Origin of the sequence: Paraliomyxa miuraensis, assembly GCF_026337845.1 — a bacterium.
Classification (GTDB): Bacteria; Myxococcota_A; Polyangia; order Nannocystales; family Nannocystaceae; genus Paraliomyxa; species Paraliomyxa miuraensis.
The window spans coordinates 540,683-558,150 of sequence record NZ_JAOVZF010000161.1 but is presented as its reverse complement, the minus strand read 5'-3'; the positions used below and the strand labels follow the sequence as shown (position 1 = coordinate 558,150).

Sequence of the window (17,468 nt, the reverse complement as noted above, 5' to 3'; positions counted from 1 at the left end):
CGGGCTACGAGGGAGGCGCCGCTCCGATCAGCGGTGCACCACAGCTGCTGCTGCTGCTGACGCACTGGCCGTAGCCCTCGAACTCGGTGGCCGTGTCGGGGGTCCACTCGAGCACGGTGGGGGTGACGTCGAAGGTGGTGATCTGGTCGCGGAAGGCCGGGTCGAGATCACCGCTCGCCACGAGATCGTCGAGGGTGTCGAGTCCCATGGGGCGCAGGCGCAGGCGCGTGGTGACGCGGTCGACCGCGGTGCCGGGGACCTCGTAGCGCCGCGCCCTCCACGTGGAGGCGTCGCCCAACGGGCTGAGGATCTCGGATGCGGGCAAGAGGTTGCTCTCGAGCTGCTCCGCGTCCCAGAACATGTGGACCTCCTGGCCGGCGGCGTCGCGCATCCAGTCGCGGAACTGCCACAGCAGGGGGTCGTCGGCGATGGTGGACAGGGGCTGAACGTCGTCGAGCATGCCGAGCTCGAGCGCTGGAGTGTCGCCCGCGAACGCGCGCAGCTCGAGCCAGGCTCGCCGATCCTGGGCCGAGCCGCTGGGCCACGAGTGGGCCGAGAACTCGTTGTGCAGGTAGATGTCGAGGTCCGAGCCGCCGTCGTCGCGGGGGTTGACGCAGATGGAGGCACACAGCGCGGACTTGCGCTGGAACTCGATGAGCTCGAGCTGCTCGGCGCGTAGCTCTGGCCCGAGCTCGGCGTCGGGCCAGTCGTGCAGGGCCACGTCGACGGCCTGCATGGCGTGGGGGTGGTAGAGGCGATCGGCCCGGACGCCGGGAGCGTCGGCGATGGGGCCCTCGATGGCGCGCCCCATGTGGCAGGTGCCGCAGCGCTGACCGTAGATCGCCGGGCCGCCCGAGAGCGGATCGACGTCGGAGAAGAAGCTGCCCTGCCACTCGACGAACGTACGCTCGAGGTGGACGCCATTGGGGGTGACGACGTCGTGGCACGAGCCGCACATGTCGGCGGACTCCATGGTGGCGGAGTCGAGCAGGGGCGAGTAGGCCGAGGCGTGGGCGTCGTTGTCGACGGGATCGTGGATGGCGCCCAGCATCGTGCGTTGGCCGCTGAGCTGGAGCGGGTTGTTGTGTGCACCGCCGACGGACTCGGTGGTGTGGCAGAAGAAGCAGGTGACGCCGCGCAGGTGCTGGGGCACCTCGTCGAGGTTGAGGCCATCGGTGGTGAGGCCGAGCTCCACCGCCATGGGGGCGTGGCAGCGCACGCAGAAGTCCCCGAGCTCGCCGTTGGTCTCGCGCTGGCCGCGAGCGTTCATGGCCCGGAACACGGGATCTTCGGCCGCATAGGCGTGCATGCTGCCGAGCCACTCGCGGTAGTGGGTGGGATGGCACTCCTCGCACGTGGCGGGGTCGAGCAGGCGCTCGTTGGGGTCGAGAGCGGGCGGGGGATCGGGGTCGCTGGGACAGCCGGCGAGCACCGCGAGCACGAGCGGCCAGGCATGGGCTGGTGGGTGCTTGCGGCTCATGGGGGCGCTCCGTTCTCGACCCACTGGGCGACGGCGCAGCGCTCGGGCTCGTCGATCGTCTGCGAGCCGGGGGGCATGCGGAGCGCGTCGTCGTCGGTGTCGAGCCGCACGATGAGCTCGCTGCACGCTGCATCACCCGGCACCATGAACCCGTGGTCGATCAAGGCGGCGTGGGTGGATGTCATGTCGCCGACGACGAAGCCTCCGCCGCCGCCGATGGCCGAGGTGTCGGCATGGCACGCGGCACCCGCCGTCCCGCAGCGCGGAACGAGGGTCTGCTCGAAGACGCGGTCCCAGGTGGGCTCGTAGAGCGGCATGCAGGCCGAGGCGTCGCGGGGGACGCAGGCGGAGCCCTCGTCGTCGCCGGTGTCGTCGTTGCACGCGGCAGCGAGCACCAGGGTCGTGGCGAGCGCGAGCATTCGCGGAGTGGCCGAGCGCGAGGACGCGATCATTGGAGCCCGCCGAGTCTAGCGTGGGGTGGGGGGGTGGTCACGCCAACGGATGACGTGCGGCGGGTGGTCGCACGGGTTGGCGCCATTGACGGCGATGCACGAGCCAGGATGACGCTTGGTGGTACGCCCGGTGGAGCGCGGTGCGTCGTCCCAATTTCGCGCGGTCAGCCGATGCGATGTGCCCCGGTGTTCACCGCCTGGGTCGCTCGGGTGCCGGTGGGCTCATCGGGCAGCCCGGTGGCGCAGTAGATCTCCAGGGCCTGCGACTTGCCCTTGACCCGTACGGCCTCGCGCGGCTCGAGCACCACGTCGGCCTGCACCGCGCGCATGGTGTGCTCGCTGATGATCACCTCGCCGGCCTTGGCCACGCTGCACAGGCGCGAGGAGATGTTCACGGGGTCGCCGATCACGGTGTACTGGAGCGTGCGCGACGAGCCGATGGCGCCGGCGATCACGGGCCCGGTGTTGATGCCGATCCCGATGTGGATGGCCTCCTGGCCGTTGGCCACGCGAATGCGGTTGAATTCCTCGAGCGCGCGCTGCATCTCGAGCCCGCAGCGAACGGCCCGCAGCGGGGCCTCGGGGATCGACACGGGGGCGCCGAACAGCCCGATGAGCTCGTCGCCGACGTACTTGTCGAGGGTGCCGCCGTGAGCGAACAGCACGTCGACCATCATCTCGAAGTAGCTGTTGAGGGTCTTGACCATCTCTTCGGGGGCGGTCCGCTCGCTCATGGAGGTGAAGCCGCGGATGTCGGCGAAGAGCATGGTGACCACGCGCTTGGTGCCGGCCTTGTCGAGCTGGAGCGCACCGTTGACGATCTGCTCGACGAGGTTGGGGGAGAGCAGGCGCTGGAACTCGGCGCGGGTGGCCGCCTCGCGCTCGATCTTCTTGGCCAGGCGATGGTTCTCGATGGCGATCGCAGCCTGGGTGGCGATGCCCTGGAACAGCTGCAGGTCCTTCTCGGTGAAGGCGCCGGTTGTGAGCATCGAGTCCATGTGCATGGCGCCGACGAGCTGGTCGGCGTAGAGCAGCGGCACGCACATGGTGGAGCGGATGCCCTGCATGATGATGCTCTTGGCCGCCTTGAAGCGCTCGTCGACGGTGGCGTCGGAGCTGAGCACGGCCTTCTTGTTGTTCTTGACCTCCTCGAGGATGCTGCTGCTGAGCTTGATCGAGTCGTCCTCGCGCTTGGTGCGGAGGTAGCGGGGCTCGAGCTCGCCCTCGTCGTCGACCAGCAGGATCACGGCCCGGTCGGCGCGGATGATGGCGAAGGTCTCGTCGACGATCTGCTGCAGGAGCTGGTCGAGATCGGACTCGATGCTGAGCTTTTGTGACAGCTCGTGCGCGATGCGGAGCTTCTCGTAGTCGCTCTTGAGCGCCTCGATGTCGACGATCTCGGTCGCGGGCAGGAAGCGGGCCGAGGCGTCGAGGCGGCTGCGTACCTGGCTCTGCAACAGGCCCCCGCCGGCCATGGTGACGTTGCGCAGCCGAGCCTGCTGCTGCTGCTGCTGGCCGGCGTCGTCGTCCTCGAAGCGGAGGATGGTGTTGCCCAGGGTGATCTGGTCCCCGGGGGCGAGGGGTCGCTCGCTGACGCGCTCGCCGTTGACGAAGCTGCCATTGAGGCTGCCCACGTCGCGGAGCACGTAGCCGCCGCTGGGGGCCCGGGTGATCCGACAGTGTTCCTTGGACACGATGCGGTCGAGGACCTGCACCGTGTTGTCGGGGTGACGGCCGATCGTATTGAAGGCGGCCAGGGGGTACTCGGAGGGACCCTCACCGCTGACCAGGATCAGCCGGGCACTCATCGCCGAATCGTCGAAAACGCATCGTAGGTCACGGAAGGGCTTCGATCAACACGATGCCCAGAACCCGTGCGAAGCATCACGCAGACGGCTGCGGAGTGGCGATCGAGTGGGCGGGGCCGCGGCATGAAGGGAGTCCATTCCTGGAGTGGGGAGGTTCGGGTCCCCGGCGCCACGGGTCTGTCGCCAGACGACGGCTGGGACTCGCTGGGCTGGCGGGGCTGGTAGGGCTAGCAGGATCAGGGGACCACCACCTCGTGCTCGACCTGATCGATGCGCTCGTGGCGAGGAAACACGTCGAAGGGCCACTCCAAGTAGGACGAGTAGACGACGCCGACCTTGACCACCTTGCCTTCGATCTCGATCCAGGTCTCGATCTGGGGGTCGTCGATGCCGATCTCGACGAGCTGCCGCTGCATGGTGCGGCGCAGCTCTTCGCGTACCTTGGTGTCCTCCTCGTAGATCACGGGTCGACCGGCGATCTTGGAGCCGGTCTCCTGGAGCACGCGGTGGGCCTCGTTGCGCTTCACGTAGAGCGGGAACCACTGGTAGAGCGCATAGGCCCCCGCCGCCAGCACCAGCACCACGCTGACGCTCACGACGTTGATGCGGCGAGGCTTCTTGTACTTGATGGGCTGGGCCATGACCGCAAATGGGACCGGAATGGGACCGGAGCGGGACCGGAGTCGGGATCGGTGATCGGGCCGAGATCGGGCCAGGGCTTGGACGCGGCGGACCCGCCTGGGTGGACGTGGTGGAATGATAGCAGCCCGGCTCCGGGGGGCCGAGTCGGCCCCGAGGCAATCCGGGGCCGGATGGATGGAGGTTTGCAAGCGCCGCCGCTATGATCGCGGGCCGTCGAGTCATCCGTGCACCACCTGCCTGCATACGTCGCCCTCGAGCGGTGGGCGGCGACGCGCCGCGTGGTGGTGGTAGCGCCGACCGATCCCCAGGGACCACGTCGATTGCTGGCGGCAGGTGCCCGCGGGGTGATCGTGGTGGGCGGCGAGCTTCCGCCGATTCCGGGCACCGAGCGCTACGAAGGCGTGCCCAAGATCCCGGGCGGCGACTCGACCATCGACATGGTGGTGTGCATCGAGTCGTATGGCAGCCTGAGCACCAGCGATCGCGAGGGGCTGCTGCACGAGGCCTATCGCGTGCTGCGGCCGGGCGGGGTGTTCGCGGCGTGGATCCGGCACCCGCCGGGCCCGGACGATGGGGTGGACTTCTGGACGCTCGAAGAAGAGCTGTCGGCGACGTTCGAGCGCACGTACATGGTGGCGCAGATGCCGTGGCGAGGCTTCAGCCTGGCGCCGGTGCTCGACGAGGGCTCGCCCGGCTCGTCGCCGGCGCTGACCCTGGACGAGGGGCTGCTCGAGGAGCTGCCGGAGGCGAGCCACTACCTCGCGGTGGCGTTTCGGCAGCGACCGGCGGCGAAGCTGGTGGAGCGGCTGACCGCCGAGTGCTTGCTGGTGCCGCTGCCGGAGGCCGAGCAGGCGCCGCCCAAGCTGGTGGGGCCCGATCCGGCCGTTCGGGCGGAGACCGAGGCGCTGCGCGAGGAGCTGGGGCAGGCGCGGGTGCGCGAGGCGACGCTGGCGCAGCAGATCGCGTCGCTGCAGGCGGAGGTGCTCGAGGCCGACACGCAGGCACAGGAGCTCGAGCGCAGCGTGGAGCGGCAGCTCCAGGCGGCGCGCGACGAGACGCAGCGGCACCAGGCGCGGGCGCGGGCGCTCGAGCAGGATCTGGGGCGGCGGGTGCAGGCGCTGCAGTCCGAGGTGTCGCAGGCCCGCACGCGGGCGCGGGCGCTCGAGGAGGGGCTCGAGGAGCGGGTGGCCGCGCTGCGCGAGCAGGCGGAGCAGGCCCAGGCGCGGGCTCAGGGGCTCGAGCAGGCGCTGTCGGAGGCGCGGGACGAGGATCTCCCGCGTCAGCTCGACTCGCTGCGGCAGCAGCTCGAGCGCAGCCAGGCCGCCTACGAGGACACCGAGGCCGAGCGCGAGGAGCTGCAGGCACAGCTTCGCACCAAGACGACCGATCTGGCGGTGCTGACGGCCACGGTCAAGGACCTGGAGCAGTCGCTGGCGCGGATGACCGAGCGGGTCGAGGCCCGCACGCGCGAGCTCGAGACGCAGGCGGCGTCGCGCGGGGAGCTGCAGCAGCGCTTCGACGAGCTGTCGGAGGAGCGCGATGGGCTGACGCACCAGGTCGAGGTGGCGATTGCGGAGCGCGAGGGGGCGCGGCAGCTCGCGGCGCGGGTGGAGGCGGAGCTCGAGCAGGTGCGGCGCCGACATGCCGAGCATCAGGAGGCGCTGGCGAACAAGGCGGTCGAGGCCTCGCGGCTGACGGGCGAGCTGCAGGCGCTGCGCGAGCGCTTGCAGCACCAGGAGACGCTGCTCGACCAGACGCGATCGCGCGCCGAGGAGCTCTCGGCCACGGCCGCCAAGGGCTACGAGCAAGGGCGGATGATGGCGGAGGTGGCTCGCGATCGCGACCACCTGCGCGAGGAGCTCTCCAAGCGCGCGGCGGAGATCCAGCGGCTCGAGGAGCGGCTGTGGGAGGCCCGCGAGGAGCTGCAGAAGGAGCGCCTCGATGCGGTTCGGACGGGATCGGAGCTGGAGCGGCTGCGGGATCAGGCGCAGCGGGCCCACCAGGCCGAGGCCAATCGCTCGCGCGAGGTGGAGCAGCTGAGCAAGGAGCTGCGGGCGCTCGAGGTGGAGCGAGCCGAGAGCCTGGGGCTGCTGCGCAGCCGCGACGAGGAGGTGGCGAGGCTGCGGCGCGATCTCGAGGCGATGTCCACCGAGTCGGCGGACATGGCCGGCTTGCGCGTGGAGCTGCAGACGCGCAGCCGTGAGCTGACCGAGCGCAACGAGCAGCTCGAGCAGGCGCGTGCGCGCGAGCAGGATGCGCTGGCGCTGGTCAGGCGCCGTGAGCAGCAGCTCCAGGAGCAGGGGGCGGAGCTCGAGCGCCTGCGCCAGGGAACCGACGACAAGCAAGGGCTGGTGGCGGCGCTGCGCAGCGAGCTCGACGTCAAGTCGCTGGAGGCGGAGCAGCTCGCGTCGTCGCTGGCCGACGTGCAGCGTCAGCTCGACGAGCAGCGAGCCGAGCGGCGCAAGGCCGAGGCGAGCGCCGAGCAGCTGCAGCGGCGGGTCGAGGTCGAGGCGGCCGAGCAGGAATCGCTGCGACGACGGCTGCGGGCGCGCGAGCAAGAGCTCGAAGAGGTGGTCTCGAGCGAGGAATCGGACGGGGCGGAGCTGTATCGGCTGCGGCGCGAGCTGGAGACGGCGGCTCAGGCCAACGCGGACATCGAGCTGGCGCTGCATCGGCAGGCCGATCTGGAGGAAGGGCCGACGCTCTTGCAGGAGCAGCAGTGGCCCGAGGAGGCGATCGAGGAGATCCGGCGGCTCAAGGGCATGCTGGCCGAGGCGGCGCGCCGGCACGTGGAGCAGCTGGCGCGGGTGGAGGCGCTGTCGGACGACAACGGGGCCGATCGACAGCGGGTGCGCATGCTCGAGCTCGAGGTCACGGTGCGGGCGGAGGAGCAGGAGCACCTGCTGATGCTGCTCGAGAGCGCGGAGCAGCGGATCTGGGAGATGACGGACGCGGCCGATCGCAACGCGGCTCGGCTGGCGGCCGGGCTGGCGCAGCTCGAGAAGCACAAGGAGCAGATCGACGAGCTGCACGACGAGCTGGAGGTCGGCCGCAACCTGCTGGCGGCGGCGCAGGCCCGGGCGCTCGAGCAGGAGCGCTTGCTGGCGAGCGAGCGGGCGAAGCTGGCGCGGGCGGGGATCGGTCCCGACGGGCTGCTGTCGACGGCTCGGGCGGGCGGTGAGACGGGGCAGGAGGTGGACGACCTGTTCGCCGAGCTGGAGATGGGCAGCGGCAACGGAGGCGGCGGCAACGGCAGCTCGATGGTGGATCTCGAGGGGGTGCCGCGGGGCGGGGCGGACGAGGCCACGGGGCCACGGCGCGCGCCAGAGGCGGGGGCACCCGGGCGGTCGGTGCACGATCGGCAGGGGAGCACGTCGAGCCCGGCGGCGAGTCGGTCGAACTCGCGGATGGTGGTCGAGGCGCTCGGGGACGACGAGTGGCCCGAGGACGAGGCGAAGGCGCCGCCGGGGGACAAGGGCGCTCCCAAGCCGTCTCCGGTGGCGTTGGTGAGGGATCGCGGGGAGGACGCGGGGTCGAAGGGGAAGGCTTGACTGGGTGGCGGGCGGTGGAGTAATTTCCCGCTCCCGGAAAAACACCAGGCGGCGTCCATGCGAGGATGGCGAAACTGGTAGACGCGCACGGTTCAGGTCCGTGTGTCCTTGGACATGGGGGTTCGAGTCCCTCTCCTCGCACAAACCCTGTAGACCACCTGGGACCCCTCTTCGGAGGGGTTCTTCAATTCTGGGTCGAGTGGGATTCACAGCCCTGCGAGCGGGTCGTTGGTGTCGGTGACGTACTCGAGGCGCCCGCTGTTTCGCGTTGGGGTGGGGGGCTGGTCGAGCGTCGCGTCGTCGTCATCGGCGTGGTCGGCTTCCCAGGCCTCGAAGCCGACCATCCGCTCCATGCGATCGCGGGCCACGTCCATGCGGAGCGCGGTGCGGTGGAATGCGGCCGACACGAGCGCCTGCATGCGGGCCCGTGCGTCGAGGCCGGTGGTGCGGAGCATGTCGCGAAGCTCGAGCAGCGGAGCATCGCTCGCGGGGTACTCGGTGAGGTTCTCGGCGGCGTGGGCTTGGCTCGTGGGTGCTCCGGCGAGCGCTGCGGTGACGAGGGCGGTCAGACCGAGGCGACCGAGGATGGACGAGCGGGGGCGAAGGCCGAGCTTGGCTTGCAACATGGCCCCTCGGACGAGGCTCGTCGGGGCCGTGCTCACGCGCTTGGTTTTCTGGTCGGTAAAGCTGGAGCCCGCGGCCGTGGCATCGTGCCCCACTGCGGCGGGACGTCTCGCGCAGGGCGTTGGCGGGTGTGGACCATTGCCTCATCGTTGCGGATCGGGTGCCGGGGTCCACCGACGCTTGCGCCACTCGAACGGCAGCACGCGGATCCGCTGCTTCAGCGTGCCGTTCCACTCGGTCGCGATGTCGTGAGCCGCGAGCACCTCGCAGGTCTGTGTTGCCAGCCGCAGGCTCTCGGACTCGTGGTCGTCGCCCGTGGCGAATGCACCGAACGCGAGCAAGAGACCGCCCCCCTCGACCGCGCGCTCGACGTCTTGGCGATGGAAGAACACGCCGCCCCAGGCCCGCGGGATCCGGTCGCGCACCTCGTGCACATCCTCCCAGCCGTCGGACATGGTGTAGCCCGCATCCTGCAGCGCGACGATGCCCTGGCGCCGCAGCGCCACGAATGCGGCATCGAGGTGATCGTTGACCGTCGGCTCGGTCCAGCTCTCCTCGAGCTCGCGCTGCGCCGCGAGCTCTCGCCGCGCGAGCGTCATCCAGCGCTCGACCTCGGCCTCGCGCTCCGCCGGGAGCACGTTGCGGAATTCGTCCCGCACCTGCTCGCGCAGGCGCTCGAGGACCCGTGCCTCGCTGCCGTACCCCGAGCGAATGTCGACGTCGAGCGTGCGCTCGATGTGCTCGCGGATCCGCTCCTCGGTGGCCACGGCGCCAACGTTAGCACTTCTCGTGGGTCCTGCCGTCAGGCCGGGTCGATGCGCTCGACGGTGATCGACGGCCCGGACATGTGGATGCCGTTCGACTTCTCGCAGGACGGTGTTGCTCCGATGGCATTGAATGATCCCGAGGCTGTGGCAGCATGCGCTTCAAGGATGATACACGATGGCGTCGAGCCGAAGGATGACGTGGGCGTTGCATGACGGAGGGCGTCGCTGTCATGGGCGGCGCACGATGGCTCGGGCCAGGGCGGTACTGGTGGTCGCGACGATTGTCGTGGGCTGCGGCGGCGAGTCGCCGGGGGGCGGCAGCGAGGACAGCACGATCGACGACGCGCCCCCGGCCGAGAACCCCGTGCTCGAGCTCGCCTTCTCGGCGATCAAGCGGTTCGACTTCACATGGGTGCCGGTGGAAGACGCCGAGTACTACGAGCTGTTCGAGAGCGCGGTCCCGGGAGAGCCGTTCGTGCTGCTCCGGGGGGACATCGTCGACGCGGGAATCTCGACGACGATGCCGCTGCACCTCCGGCTCGGGGCGAGCTACGTGCTGCGCGCGTGCAACGAGGCGGGCTGCACGGAGTCATCGCCGGTGAGCGTGACGGGCTCGCTGGAAGTGGCGGTGGGGTACTTCAAGGCGTCGAACACGGAGGAGAAGGATCCGGGTGGGGAAGCGTTCGGCTGGAGCGTGGCACTGAGCGGAGACGGCAGCACCCTGGCCGTCAGCGCGATCGGAGAGGACAGCGATTCGCCCGGCATCGATGGGGACCCATTCAACAACGACGAGCACAACTCCGGGGCCATCTACGTGTTCGCGCGGGATGTCGGCGGACGGTGGTCGCAGCAAGCCTTCATCAAGGCCTCGAAGCCCGACTCCGACAATCACTTCGACGACTACTTCGGCCGGAGCATCGCGCTGAGCGCGGATGGCAATACCCTGGTCGGTGGTGCCAATCTCGCGGATGGCGACTACTACAAGACCGGCGCTGCGTATGTATTCGTGCGTAACACGACGGGGCAGTGGTCGCAGCAGGCGTTCCTCGAGGCCTCGAACTTCGGCGGGGACGACCGGTTCGGCTCGAGCGTGGCCGTGAGCGGGGACGGCAACACCATCGCCGTGGGTGCTCCCAACGAAGACAGTGCCGCGACCGGCATCGACGGCGACCAGACCAACGACGATGCGCCCCACTCCGGTGCGGTCTATGTGTACGTGCGCGATGCGGCCGGGCAGTGGCTGCAGCAGGCCTACGTCAAGGCGTCGAACACCGAGGAGAGCGACTACTTCGGCCGGAGCGTGGCGCTCAGCGGTGACGGCAGCACCCTGGCCGTGGGAGCCGAGGAGGAGGACGGCGAGGCAACCGGCATCGACGGCGTGCCGGTCCACGACTCCGCGCCCGACTCCGGTGCGGTCTACGTGTACGTGCGCGATGCGACGCAGCAGTGGTCGCAGCAGGCCTACGTCAAGGCATCGAACGCCGAGCTGGCCGACTACTTCGGCGCGAGCGTGGCGCTCGCCGATGACGGCAACACTCTCGCCGTGGGTGCCCGCGAGGAGCGAAGCGCGGCCACGGGCATCGACGGTGACGAGGGAGACAACGCGGCGGGCTACTCCGGTGCGGTGTATGTGCTCGTGCGGGATGCGAGCCAGCGGTGGTCGCAGCAGGCCTATGTCAAGGCGTCGAACACCGGAGGCGTGGACTACTTCGGCGGGAGCGTGGCGCTGAGCCGAGACGGTCGTACCCTGGCCGTCGGGGCGATCGAAGAGGACGGCGACGCGATCGGCATCGGTGGAGACCAAGGCAATGAGCTCGCCAGCAACTCCGGTGCGGTCTACGTCTACGTGCAGGACGGGACGGGACAGTGGGTACACGGGGCGTACGTGAAGGCGTCGAACACAGCGGAGTTCGACGAGTTCGGCGCGAGCGTGGCGCTGAGCGGAGACGGAACGACGCTGGCCGTGGGTGCTCCCGAAGAGGATGGCCACGCGACCGGGATCGGCGGCGACGCAACCAGCAACCTCGCCCGCGACGCGGGTGCTGTCTACCTCTATTGAGGATGAGCTGCGCCCGAGATTTCGACCCGGACCCTTCAGGCCGGGTCGATGCGCTCGACGGTGATCGACGGCCCGGACATGTGGATGCCGAAGCCTCCGCCCTCGACCTTGCCCTTGACCACCACGCGGCTGCCGGCGGTGACCTTGCCGGCGCCCTCGAGGCGGTAGACGTCACCATCGTCGGTGTGGAGCTCGTAGAAGCCGCCCTCGAGATCGTTGTGACGGATGGTGCCGGTGAATTTGGGCATGGGCGGGAGGATAGCGTAAGGCGGGGGGCCGGGCTGGTACCCTGGGCGGGATGAGGGGCCTGGTCGCTCTGGGGCTGGTGATCATGGGCTGCGGCGGAACGCCGCGAGCGCCCGAGGGCGGCGGTGAGGTGGCGATGGTGCAGGCGCCGCCCGTGGTGCGTCCGCAGTGGAGCGCATGGGGGACGGTGCCCTGGGGTGATGGGGACGAGGCGCTGGCGCGGCGGCTGGTGCAGGCGGAGCTCGATCGAGATGCAGGCGCCGAGGCGATCGGGGAGGCGTGGCACCGCGACGAAGTCGGGTGGCGCGGACGAGCGGCGTGGGCCTGGGGAAGGATCGGGAGCACGCAGGCACGCGAGGAGCTCTCCGGACGCCTGGGCGACGGGCGGATCGAGCTCGATGCGGCAACGCTGGCTGCGGTGGCGTTGCTGCCGGCACCGGGCGCAGACGAGGAGCCGCGGGCAGCGGCATGGGACGAGCTGGAGGATCGACTGTGGGTCCGCTACGCGGTGACGGAGGCGGCGCCGGAGGCCGATGCGCTGCTGCTGGGAGTGGCGCGCGTGGGCGGCTCGCGGTCGATGGGACGGCTGGCCGCCGATCTGAAGGTGCGGCCGGCGGAGGATGAAGCGCCGCGATACGTGCGTGGCATGGAGGCGCTGGCGATCCTGTGCGCGCGGGGATACGCGCTGCCGATGGAGGCGGTGGAGGTGATCGGCGAGGGGCTCGGTGACGGGCCGGGAGCATCGGCGACGACGAGGGGAGCGGCTGCGTATGCGCTGGGTCGGTGCGCGGCGGTCTCGGCGGAGACGCTCGCGGGTGTCGAGCGCAGCGGGCTGGTGGAGCAGCTCGGGGTGCTGACGGCCGGTGAGGACATGGAGGCGGCACGCCGCGCGTGGGGAGCCCTCGAAGGGCTGGGCGCGCTGCCGCGGGCGGTGCCGGGGTGGGTGCTGGACGAGCGGCCGACCGACTGGATGACGGAGGTGGCGGCGGTGCGGGCCCTGTCGGCGCATGCGGATGGTCGCAAGGTGCTGGCGCGACGGCTCGAGCAGGTGAAGGTGGAGAGCATGGAGGGACCGCGGCTGCATGCGCTGCACGAGGCGCTGGTGCGACTGCGGCCGTACGCGGCCCATGAAGCGGCGCTCGACGGGGTGCTCGAGCGGTTGGTCGAGGCGATCGAGGTGGCGCGAGCGAGCGCGAGCGAGCCGGGTCGAGGCAAGGCGCTGGCGCTGGTCGGGTGCGAGGCGAGGGTGCTGATCGCGACGCGCAGCGGCTCGCTCGAGGGGATCTCGACGTGCGCGCGCGAGGTGACGACGGTGCCGGCCGAGCACGGCGACGAGCTGGTGATCGAGGCGCTGGTGGACATGGGCGAGGCGATGCCCCGGGAGGAGCAGGTGCGCCGGCTGCTCGAGTGGGCCAAGGACGAGCGGCCGAGCGTGGCGGCATCGGCCCTGAGCGCGCTGACGGGGATCGATGATCCGGCGGTGGCACCGGTGCTGCGGGTCGGGCTCTCGCATGCGGACATGGGGGTGGCGGCGGCGGCAGCGGCAGCGATCGGCACGCGGGCGGCCGATGCGAGCCGTCGCGATCCGCTGGCGATCGAGCCGCTGCTGGCGGTGGTGCGGCGCTTCGACGACGAGCACGCGGTGGAGACGAGGATCGCGGCCATCGATGCGCTGGGGAGGCTGGCGCGCAGCAGCGCGGACGCGGGCGCGACCGAGGTGGCGTGGCTGGAGGACGAGCTGGTGCCGCTGTCGGGCGATCGCGCGGCGGCGGTGCGGGCGGCGGCCCGACGTGCGCTGCGAGGGCACGCGGCGCTGCTCGAGGCGTTCGATGCGGGGGTGCCCGCGCGCATGCCCGATGGGTTCGCGCCGGCGGTGCACGAGGCGGTGACGCGCTGGGGCGATCGGGCCAAGGGGCTGCGGCTGCACACGGACGCGGGGGTGATCACGATCGATCTGACGGGAGCACCCGCGCCGGTGGCCCAGGCGAGCCTGGCGGCGCTGGCCGAGCGGGGGTTCTTCGACGGGCTGATGTTCCACCGGGTGGTGCCGGGGTTCGTGATCCAGGGCGGCGACCCGCGTGGCGATGGCTACGGAGGACCGGGATACGTGATGCCGTGCGAGTGGTCGAACCTTCGCTACGAGCGCGGGACGGTGGGCATCGCCCTGGCCGGCAAGGACACGGGAGGCTCGCAGCTGTTCATCACCCACGACGAGCCGCATCACCTCGATGCGCGCTATACGGTGATCGGCAAGGTGGTGGAGGGGATGGAGGTGGTGGATGCGATCTGGCCCTACGATCGGATCTCCCGGGTCGAGGTGCTGGAGACGCAGGCAGCGCTCGAGCCCGCGAGCGGTCCCCCGAGCGATGGATCGGCGCCGTGAGCCTGTGGATCCTGGGCGGGCTCGATCCCACGCGCGGGGCCGGGCTGCACCGCGACCTGGTCACGGCGCGCGTGCGAGCGCCCGGGCTTCGGCGTTGCTTCGCCGTGACGGCGCTGACCGAGCAGGGGCACGGGCAGCCGGCCCGGGCGTGGGCCGTGCCCGCGTCGCGGCTGCGGGCGCGGGTGCGGCGATGGCCACGTCCGCTGGCGATCAAGGTGGGGCTGGTGCCCGACGAGCTGGCGGCGACGGTGGCCGAGCTGGTGGGGCCCGCGTCGGAGCTGGGGGTTCCGGTGGTGGTGGACCCGGTGCTGCGGGCGAGCGATGGCGGGCGGCTGGGGGCGAGCCCGGAGGGACTGGCTCCGCTGCTGGCCGTGGCGACGCTCGTGACCCCGAACCTCCACGAGGCACGGGCCCTGGTGGGCGGTGGGCTCGGCGAGGCGCCGAAGCGCGAAGAGGCACTGGCGGCGGCGCTGGGGCGGCGCTGGCCGGCGGCGCTGGTGCTGCTCAAGGGAGGGCATGGGGCGGATCCCGAGCAGGTGGTCGATCGGCTGATCGAGGGATCGAACGTGACCCTCCTGGCGCGTCCTCGGTTGGCCGGGCCCGATCCGCGCGGCACGGGCTGTGCCCTGGCGACCGCGATCGCGGCCGGGCTGGCCCTGGGAGCGACGCTTCGGGAGGCCGTGGGTGCAGCGATTGCGTGGCTCGACGAGGAGCGCACGGCCTGGCACGAAGGCCCCGATGGGCGCGCCCACCTGCCCGATCATGGCCGCTGACGCGGCAGGGACGGGATCGAGCGCCGGTTGCCCACGTGTGCGCCACCTTTGTGTGGTGTCCTACCAGGTTCGATCGCTACGATGGCTCATCCCTTCCATGCCGATCCTCGATCCCCTGGCTTCCCCTCGTCCTCGTTCTGGTTCTCGTCGGGCCCGGTCCGTCGCCCGCCCCGTCGCCGGGATGGTCGCGGCGGCGTGGCTGGTCGGCGGCTGCGGACCCAAGCCTCCGCCGCCCAAGCCGCCCGAGCCCGCGCCCGTGGCCGAGCCCGAGGCGCCGGCCGAGCCCGAGGCTCCTCCTGCGCCGCCGCCCAAGGTGCCCGAGGATGCGTTCTCGATCGGCAGCTTCAACGTGGACTGGGCGTTCGACAACCTGGCGGACAAGCGACCCAAGTCGGCGCAGGAGCATACCTCGCCCGACCAGGAAGCCTGGGAGTGGAAGCGCGATCGGATCGTGGAGGTGCTCGTCGCCGAGAAGCTCGACATCGTGGTGCTCAGCGAGCTCGGTGGCGAGCGCGAGCTCGGCGACATCGTGCTCGGCGTCGGCAGCAAGGACGGGCCCGACTACCAATACGCGTGGGTCAAGGGCGAGGACTCGTTCTCGGGCAAGCAGACCGCGATCCTCTCGCGCTTCCCGATCAGCAACGAGCGCCGCACCGACGCCTATGCGCCGATCCACGTGGCGGCCGAGGTCGAGCTGCCCACCGGTGACGTGATCACGGTGATCGGCATGCAGCTCAAGGAGGGCACCAACAAGGCGGCGGTGAGCAAGCGGCTCGAGATGGCCAAGTCGCTCAAGCGCCGCGCGGTGGCCGAGCAAAAGAAGCACCCGGTGATCATCGTGGGGACGCTGGGCGATCCCACGCTGCCGTTCGACGAGGGCTACGACGAGAGCGCGGCCGGGATGCTGGCGGGCAAGTCGACCAAGAAGGAGAGCGACGACTGCCAGGACTCGGCCGAGGAGCGCCTGGCCCAGGACGTGGGGGTGCTGTCGCGAGATCCGCTCGATCGGATCTTCGTGTGCGGGCTGGACATGCGCGGGGCCGAGACCTCGGGTCGCGAGCTCATCGTGCGGGGGGAAGAGGATCCCGACGACACGCCGTGGCCCTCGGTGGCGCTCGAGGAGGGGCCCAAGCGCGACGTGAGCGATCAGCTGGTGGTGTGGGCCGAGGTGGCGCTGCCCAAGAAGCCCGAGCCCGAGCCGGCCGAGGGCGAGGGTGGCGAGGCGGCGGCTGACGAAGGTGAGGGTGGATGATGGTTCGAACGACGCGTTGGTCCGTGGCCACGGCGATCATTGGTTGCATGGGGGGCTGTGGCGGCAGCGGCAGTGACGACGACGGTCGAGCGAGCGCCGAGGGCACGAGCCTGGGCTCGGTGAGCCTGTCGGCGGGGACCACGATGGACGGGTCGGGCGGTGGTACGGCCTCCGGCAGCGGGGTGGCACCGCGATGACGACGAGCCCGGTCGACGACACGACGACGCCCGACACCACCAGCTCGGTCGACGACGGGCCGAAGTTCGACGTGGGGGTGGACGACGTGCCGGCCTGCGTGGGCGGCGGGGGCGGCCTGGACTTCTCGTACATCTGGATCGCCAACTCGCCGCAGGGCACGGTGAGCAAGATCGACACGCAGACGCTGACCGAGCTGGGGCGCTACATCGTGCGTCCCGACTCGGCCGGCAGCCCCTCGCGGACCTCGGTCAATCTCGTGGGCGACGTGGCGGTGGGCAACCGCCTGGGCGGCATGGCGAAGATCTACGCGCAGGAGGATCGCTGCGTGGAGGGCAATGGGATCCCCGGGATCCAGACCTCGACGGGGGCGACCGACATCCTGCCGTGGGGCGAGGACGAGTGCCTGGCCTGGTATACGGCCGCGCCCGGGGGGCGCAACCAGCAGCGCCCGGTGGCCTGGACCTCGGGCGTGTTCGACGAGGAAGAGTGTGCCTACGTGGAGCAGAAGATCTGGTCCACGGCGTCGATGCAGAGCTCGGCGGGCACCGTGGTGGCGCTGCGCTACGACGGCGACTCGGGGGTGATCGAGGTCGAGCTTCCGGTGCCCGAGATCAGCACGGGCTCGTTCGGTCCCTACGGCGGGGCGGTGGATGCCAACGACGACTTCTGGTTCCACTCGCGTGACGCGGGCTCGCCTCATCCGCTGGTGCACGTGTACGGCGATGGCTCGGGCTACGAGATCATCCCGGTGCCCAACCCGGTGGTGCCGTATGGGATCACGATCGACTCGCAGAGCCGGGTGTGGCTGGCGGGCTATCAGGGCGGCATTGGCCGCTACGATCCCGTGGCGGGCACCTGGCAGACGGTGGCCGGGGTCACGGGCCTGGGCATCCAGGAGGACGCGCAGGGGCGCATGTGGATGGCGATCTATCCGTGGGGTACCACGGGGGTGGTGGCGTTCGACATCAACACCATGGCGACCGTGGCCACGTACGACATGACCGGCGTTGCACCGCAGTCGCGCGGGATCAGCATCGACTTCGATGGCTACGTGTGGATGGTGGACCAGACCGACAGCGCGTGGAAGATCGACCCCGACACGGGGACCTGGGAGCGGTACCAGGGGCTGACGGGGCCGTATACCTACAGCGACATGACCGGGTGGGGGCTGAGCCTGGTGAACACCGGGTGAGCGAGGGCGGCACGTGGGACAGAGGCAGTGAAGGAGGCGGA

Annotated in this window: 15 protein-coding genes and 1 tRNA gene; 9 read left to right on the top strand and 7 right to left on the bottom strand. The window is 70.7% G+C overall.

Going from position 1 to position 17,468, the window contains the following annotated elements; translation table 11 throughout:
* Positions 1-4 precede the first annotated feature (4 nt).
* The 4 genes from OEB96_RS37625 to OEB96_RS37610 all read right to left on the bottom strand — a co-directional run bounded on the left by OEB96_RS37625 (position 5) and on the right by OEB96_RS37610 (position 4,381).
* Entirely contained in the window at positions 5-1,480 is a 1,476-nt protein-coding gene (locus OEB96_RS37625) for a multiheme c-type cytochrome (protein ID WP_266221718.1), read from the bottom strand.
* Positions 1,477-1,932 carry a c-type cytochrome domain-containing protein gene (locus tag OEB96_RS37620; protein ID WP_266221717.1) on the bottom strand — a complete coding sequence of 152 codons (456 nt, stop codon included), beginning with the start codon at positions 1,930-1,932 and terminating at the stop codon, positions 1,477-1,479. The genes OEB96_RS37625 and OEB96_RS37620 overlap by 4 nt, the downstream gene beginning before the upstream one ends.
* Positions 1,933-2,096: 164 nt before the next feature.
* A complete protein-coding gene (locus OEB96_RS37615; RefSeq protein ID WP_266221716.1) occupies positions 2,097-3,740 on the bottom strand; it encodes an adenylate/guanylate cyclase domain-containing protein in 1,644 nt (547 codons plus the stop codon).
* 236 nt (positions 3,741-3,976) lie between these two features.
* Positions 3,977-4,381: a hypothetical protein gene (locus OEB96_RS37610; RefSeq protein ID WP_266221715.1), complete on the bottom strand. Its 405-nt coding sequence runs from the start codon at positions 4,379-4,381 to the stop codon at positions 3,977-3,979.
* Positions 4,382-4,666: 285 nt separating this feature from the next.
* Here OEB96_RS37610 and OEB96_RS37605 point away from each other — a divergent pair, with 285 nt between their 5' ends.
* Positions 4,667-7,933, top strand: a complete 3,267-nt coding sequence (locus OEB96_RS37605; protein WP_266221714.1) for a methyltransferase domain-containing protein — start codon at positions 4,667-4,669, stop codon at positions 7,931-7,933.
* Positions 7,934-7,992: 59 nt separating this feature from the next.
* Positions 7,993-8,074: transfer RNA gene (locus tag OEB96_RS37600), tRNA-Leu, on the top strand.
* Between the two features lie 65 nt (positions 8,075-8,139).
* Here OEB96_RS37600 and OEB96_RS37595 read toward each other — a convergent pair.
* Together OEB96_RS37595 and OEB96_RS37590 are read right to left on the bottom strand one after the other, a co-directional pair.
* A complete protein-coding gene (locus OEB96_RS37595) occupies positions 8,140-8,559 on the bottom strand; it encodes a hypothetical protein (protein WP_266221713.1) in 420 nt (139 codons plus the stop codon).
* 141 nt (positions 8,560-8,700) lie between these two features.
* Positions 8,701-9,324, bottom strand: coding sequence for a DUF6891 domain-containing protein (locus OEB96_RS37590; protein ID WP_266221712.1), 624 nt, complete (start codon positions 9,322-9,324; stop codon positions 8,701-8,703).
* Positions 9,325-9,372: 48 nt separating this feature from the next.
* Here OEB96_RS37590 and OEB96_RS37585 point away from each other — a divergent pair, with 48 nt between their 5' ends.
* Together OEB96_RS37585 and OEB96_RS37580 are read left to right on the top strand one after the other, a co-directional pair.
* Complete coding sequence (locus OEB96_RS37585) at positions 9,373-9,537, top strand: hypothetical protein (protein ID WP_266221711.1); 165 nt, start codon at positions 9,373-9,375, stop codon at positions 9,535-9,537.
* A gap of 55 nt (positions 9,538-9,592) precedes the next feature.
* Positions 9,593-11,383, top strand: a complete 1,791-nt coding sequence (locus tag OEB96_RS37580; RefSeq protein ID WP_266221710.1) for an FG-GAP repeat protein — start codon at positions 9,593-9,595, stop codon at positions 11,381-11,383.
* A gap of 35 nt (positions 11,384-11,418) precedes the next feature.
* Here the strand turns inward: OEB96_RS37580 and OEB96_RS37575 are convergent, their stop codons facing one another.
* Complete coding sequence (locus OEB96_RS37575; protein ID WP_266221709.1) at positions 11,419-11,631, bottom strand: DUF5818 domain-containing protein; 213 nt, start codon at positions 11,629-11,631, stop codon at positions 11,419-11,421.
* Between the two features lie 50 nt (positions 11,632-11,681).
* On the opposite strand from OEB96_RS37575, the gene OEB96_RS37570 reads away from it, so the two are divergent.
* The 5 genes from OEB96_RS37570 (at position 11,682) to OEB96_RS37550 (ending at position 17,427) form a co-directional block, all read left to right on the top strand.
* Positions 11,682-14,012, top strand: a complete 2,331-nt coding sequence (locus tag OEB96_RS37570; RefSeq protein WP_266221708.1) for a peptidylprolyl isomerase — start codon at positions 11,682-11,684, stop codon at positions 14,010-14,012.
* Positions 14,009-14,785 (top strand): PfkB family carbohydrate kinase, encoded by a 777-nt coding sequence (locus tag OEB96_RS37565; RefSeq protein ID WP_266221707.1) that lies wholly within the window; start codon positions 14,009-14,011, stop codon positions 14,783-14,785. Before OEB96_RS37570 ends, OEB96_RS37565 begins: the two co-directional genes overlap by 4 nt.
* 181 nt (positions 14,786-14,966) lie before the next feature.
* A complete protein-coding gene (locus OEB96_RS37560; RefSeq protein WP_266221706.1) occupies positions 14,967-16,037 on the top strand; it encodes an exonuclease/endonuclease/phosphatase family protein in 1,071 nt (356 codons plus the stop codon).
* 47 nt (positions 16,038-16,084) lie between these two features.
* On the top strand, positions 16,085-16,234 hold the full coding sequence (locus OEB96_RS37555; protein ID WP_266221705.1) for a hypothetical protein: 150 nt from the start codon (positions 16,085-16,087) through the stop codon (positions 16,232-16,234).
* Entirely contained in the window at positions 16,231-17,427 is a 1,197-nt protein-coding gene (locus OEB96_RS37550) for a Vgb family protein (protein ID WP_266221704.1), read from the top strand. The genes OEB96_RS37555 and OEB96_RS37550 overlap by 4 nt, the downstream gene beginning before the upstream one ends.
* The last annotated feature ends 41 nt before the right edge of the window (positions 17,428-17,468 follow it).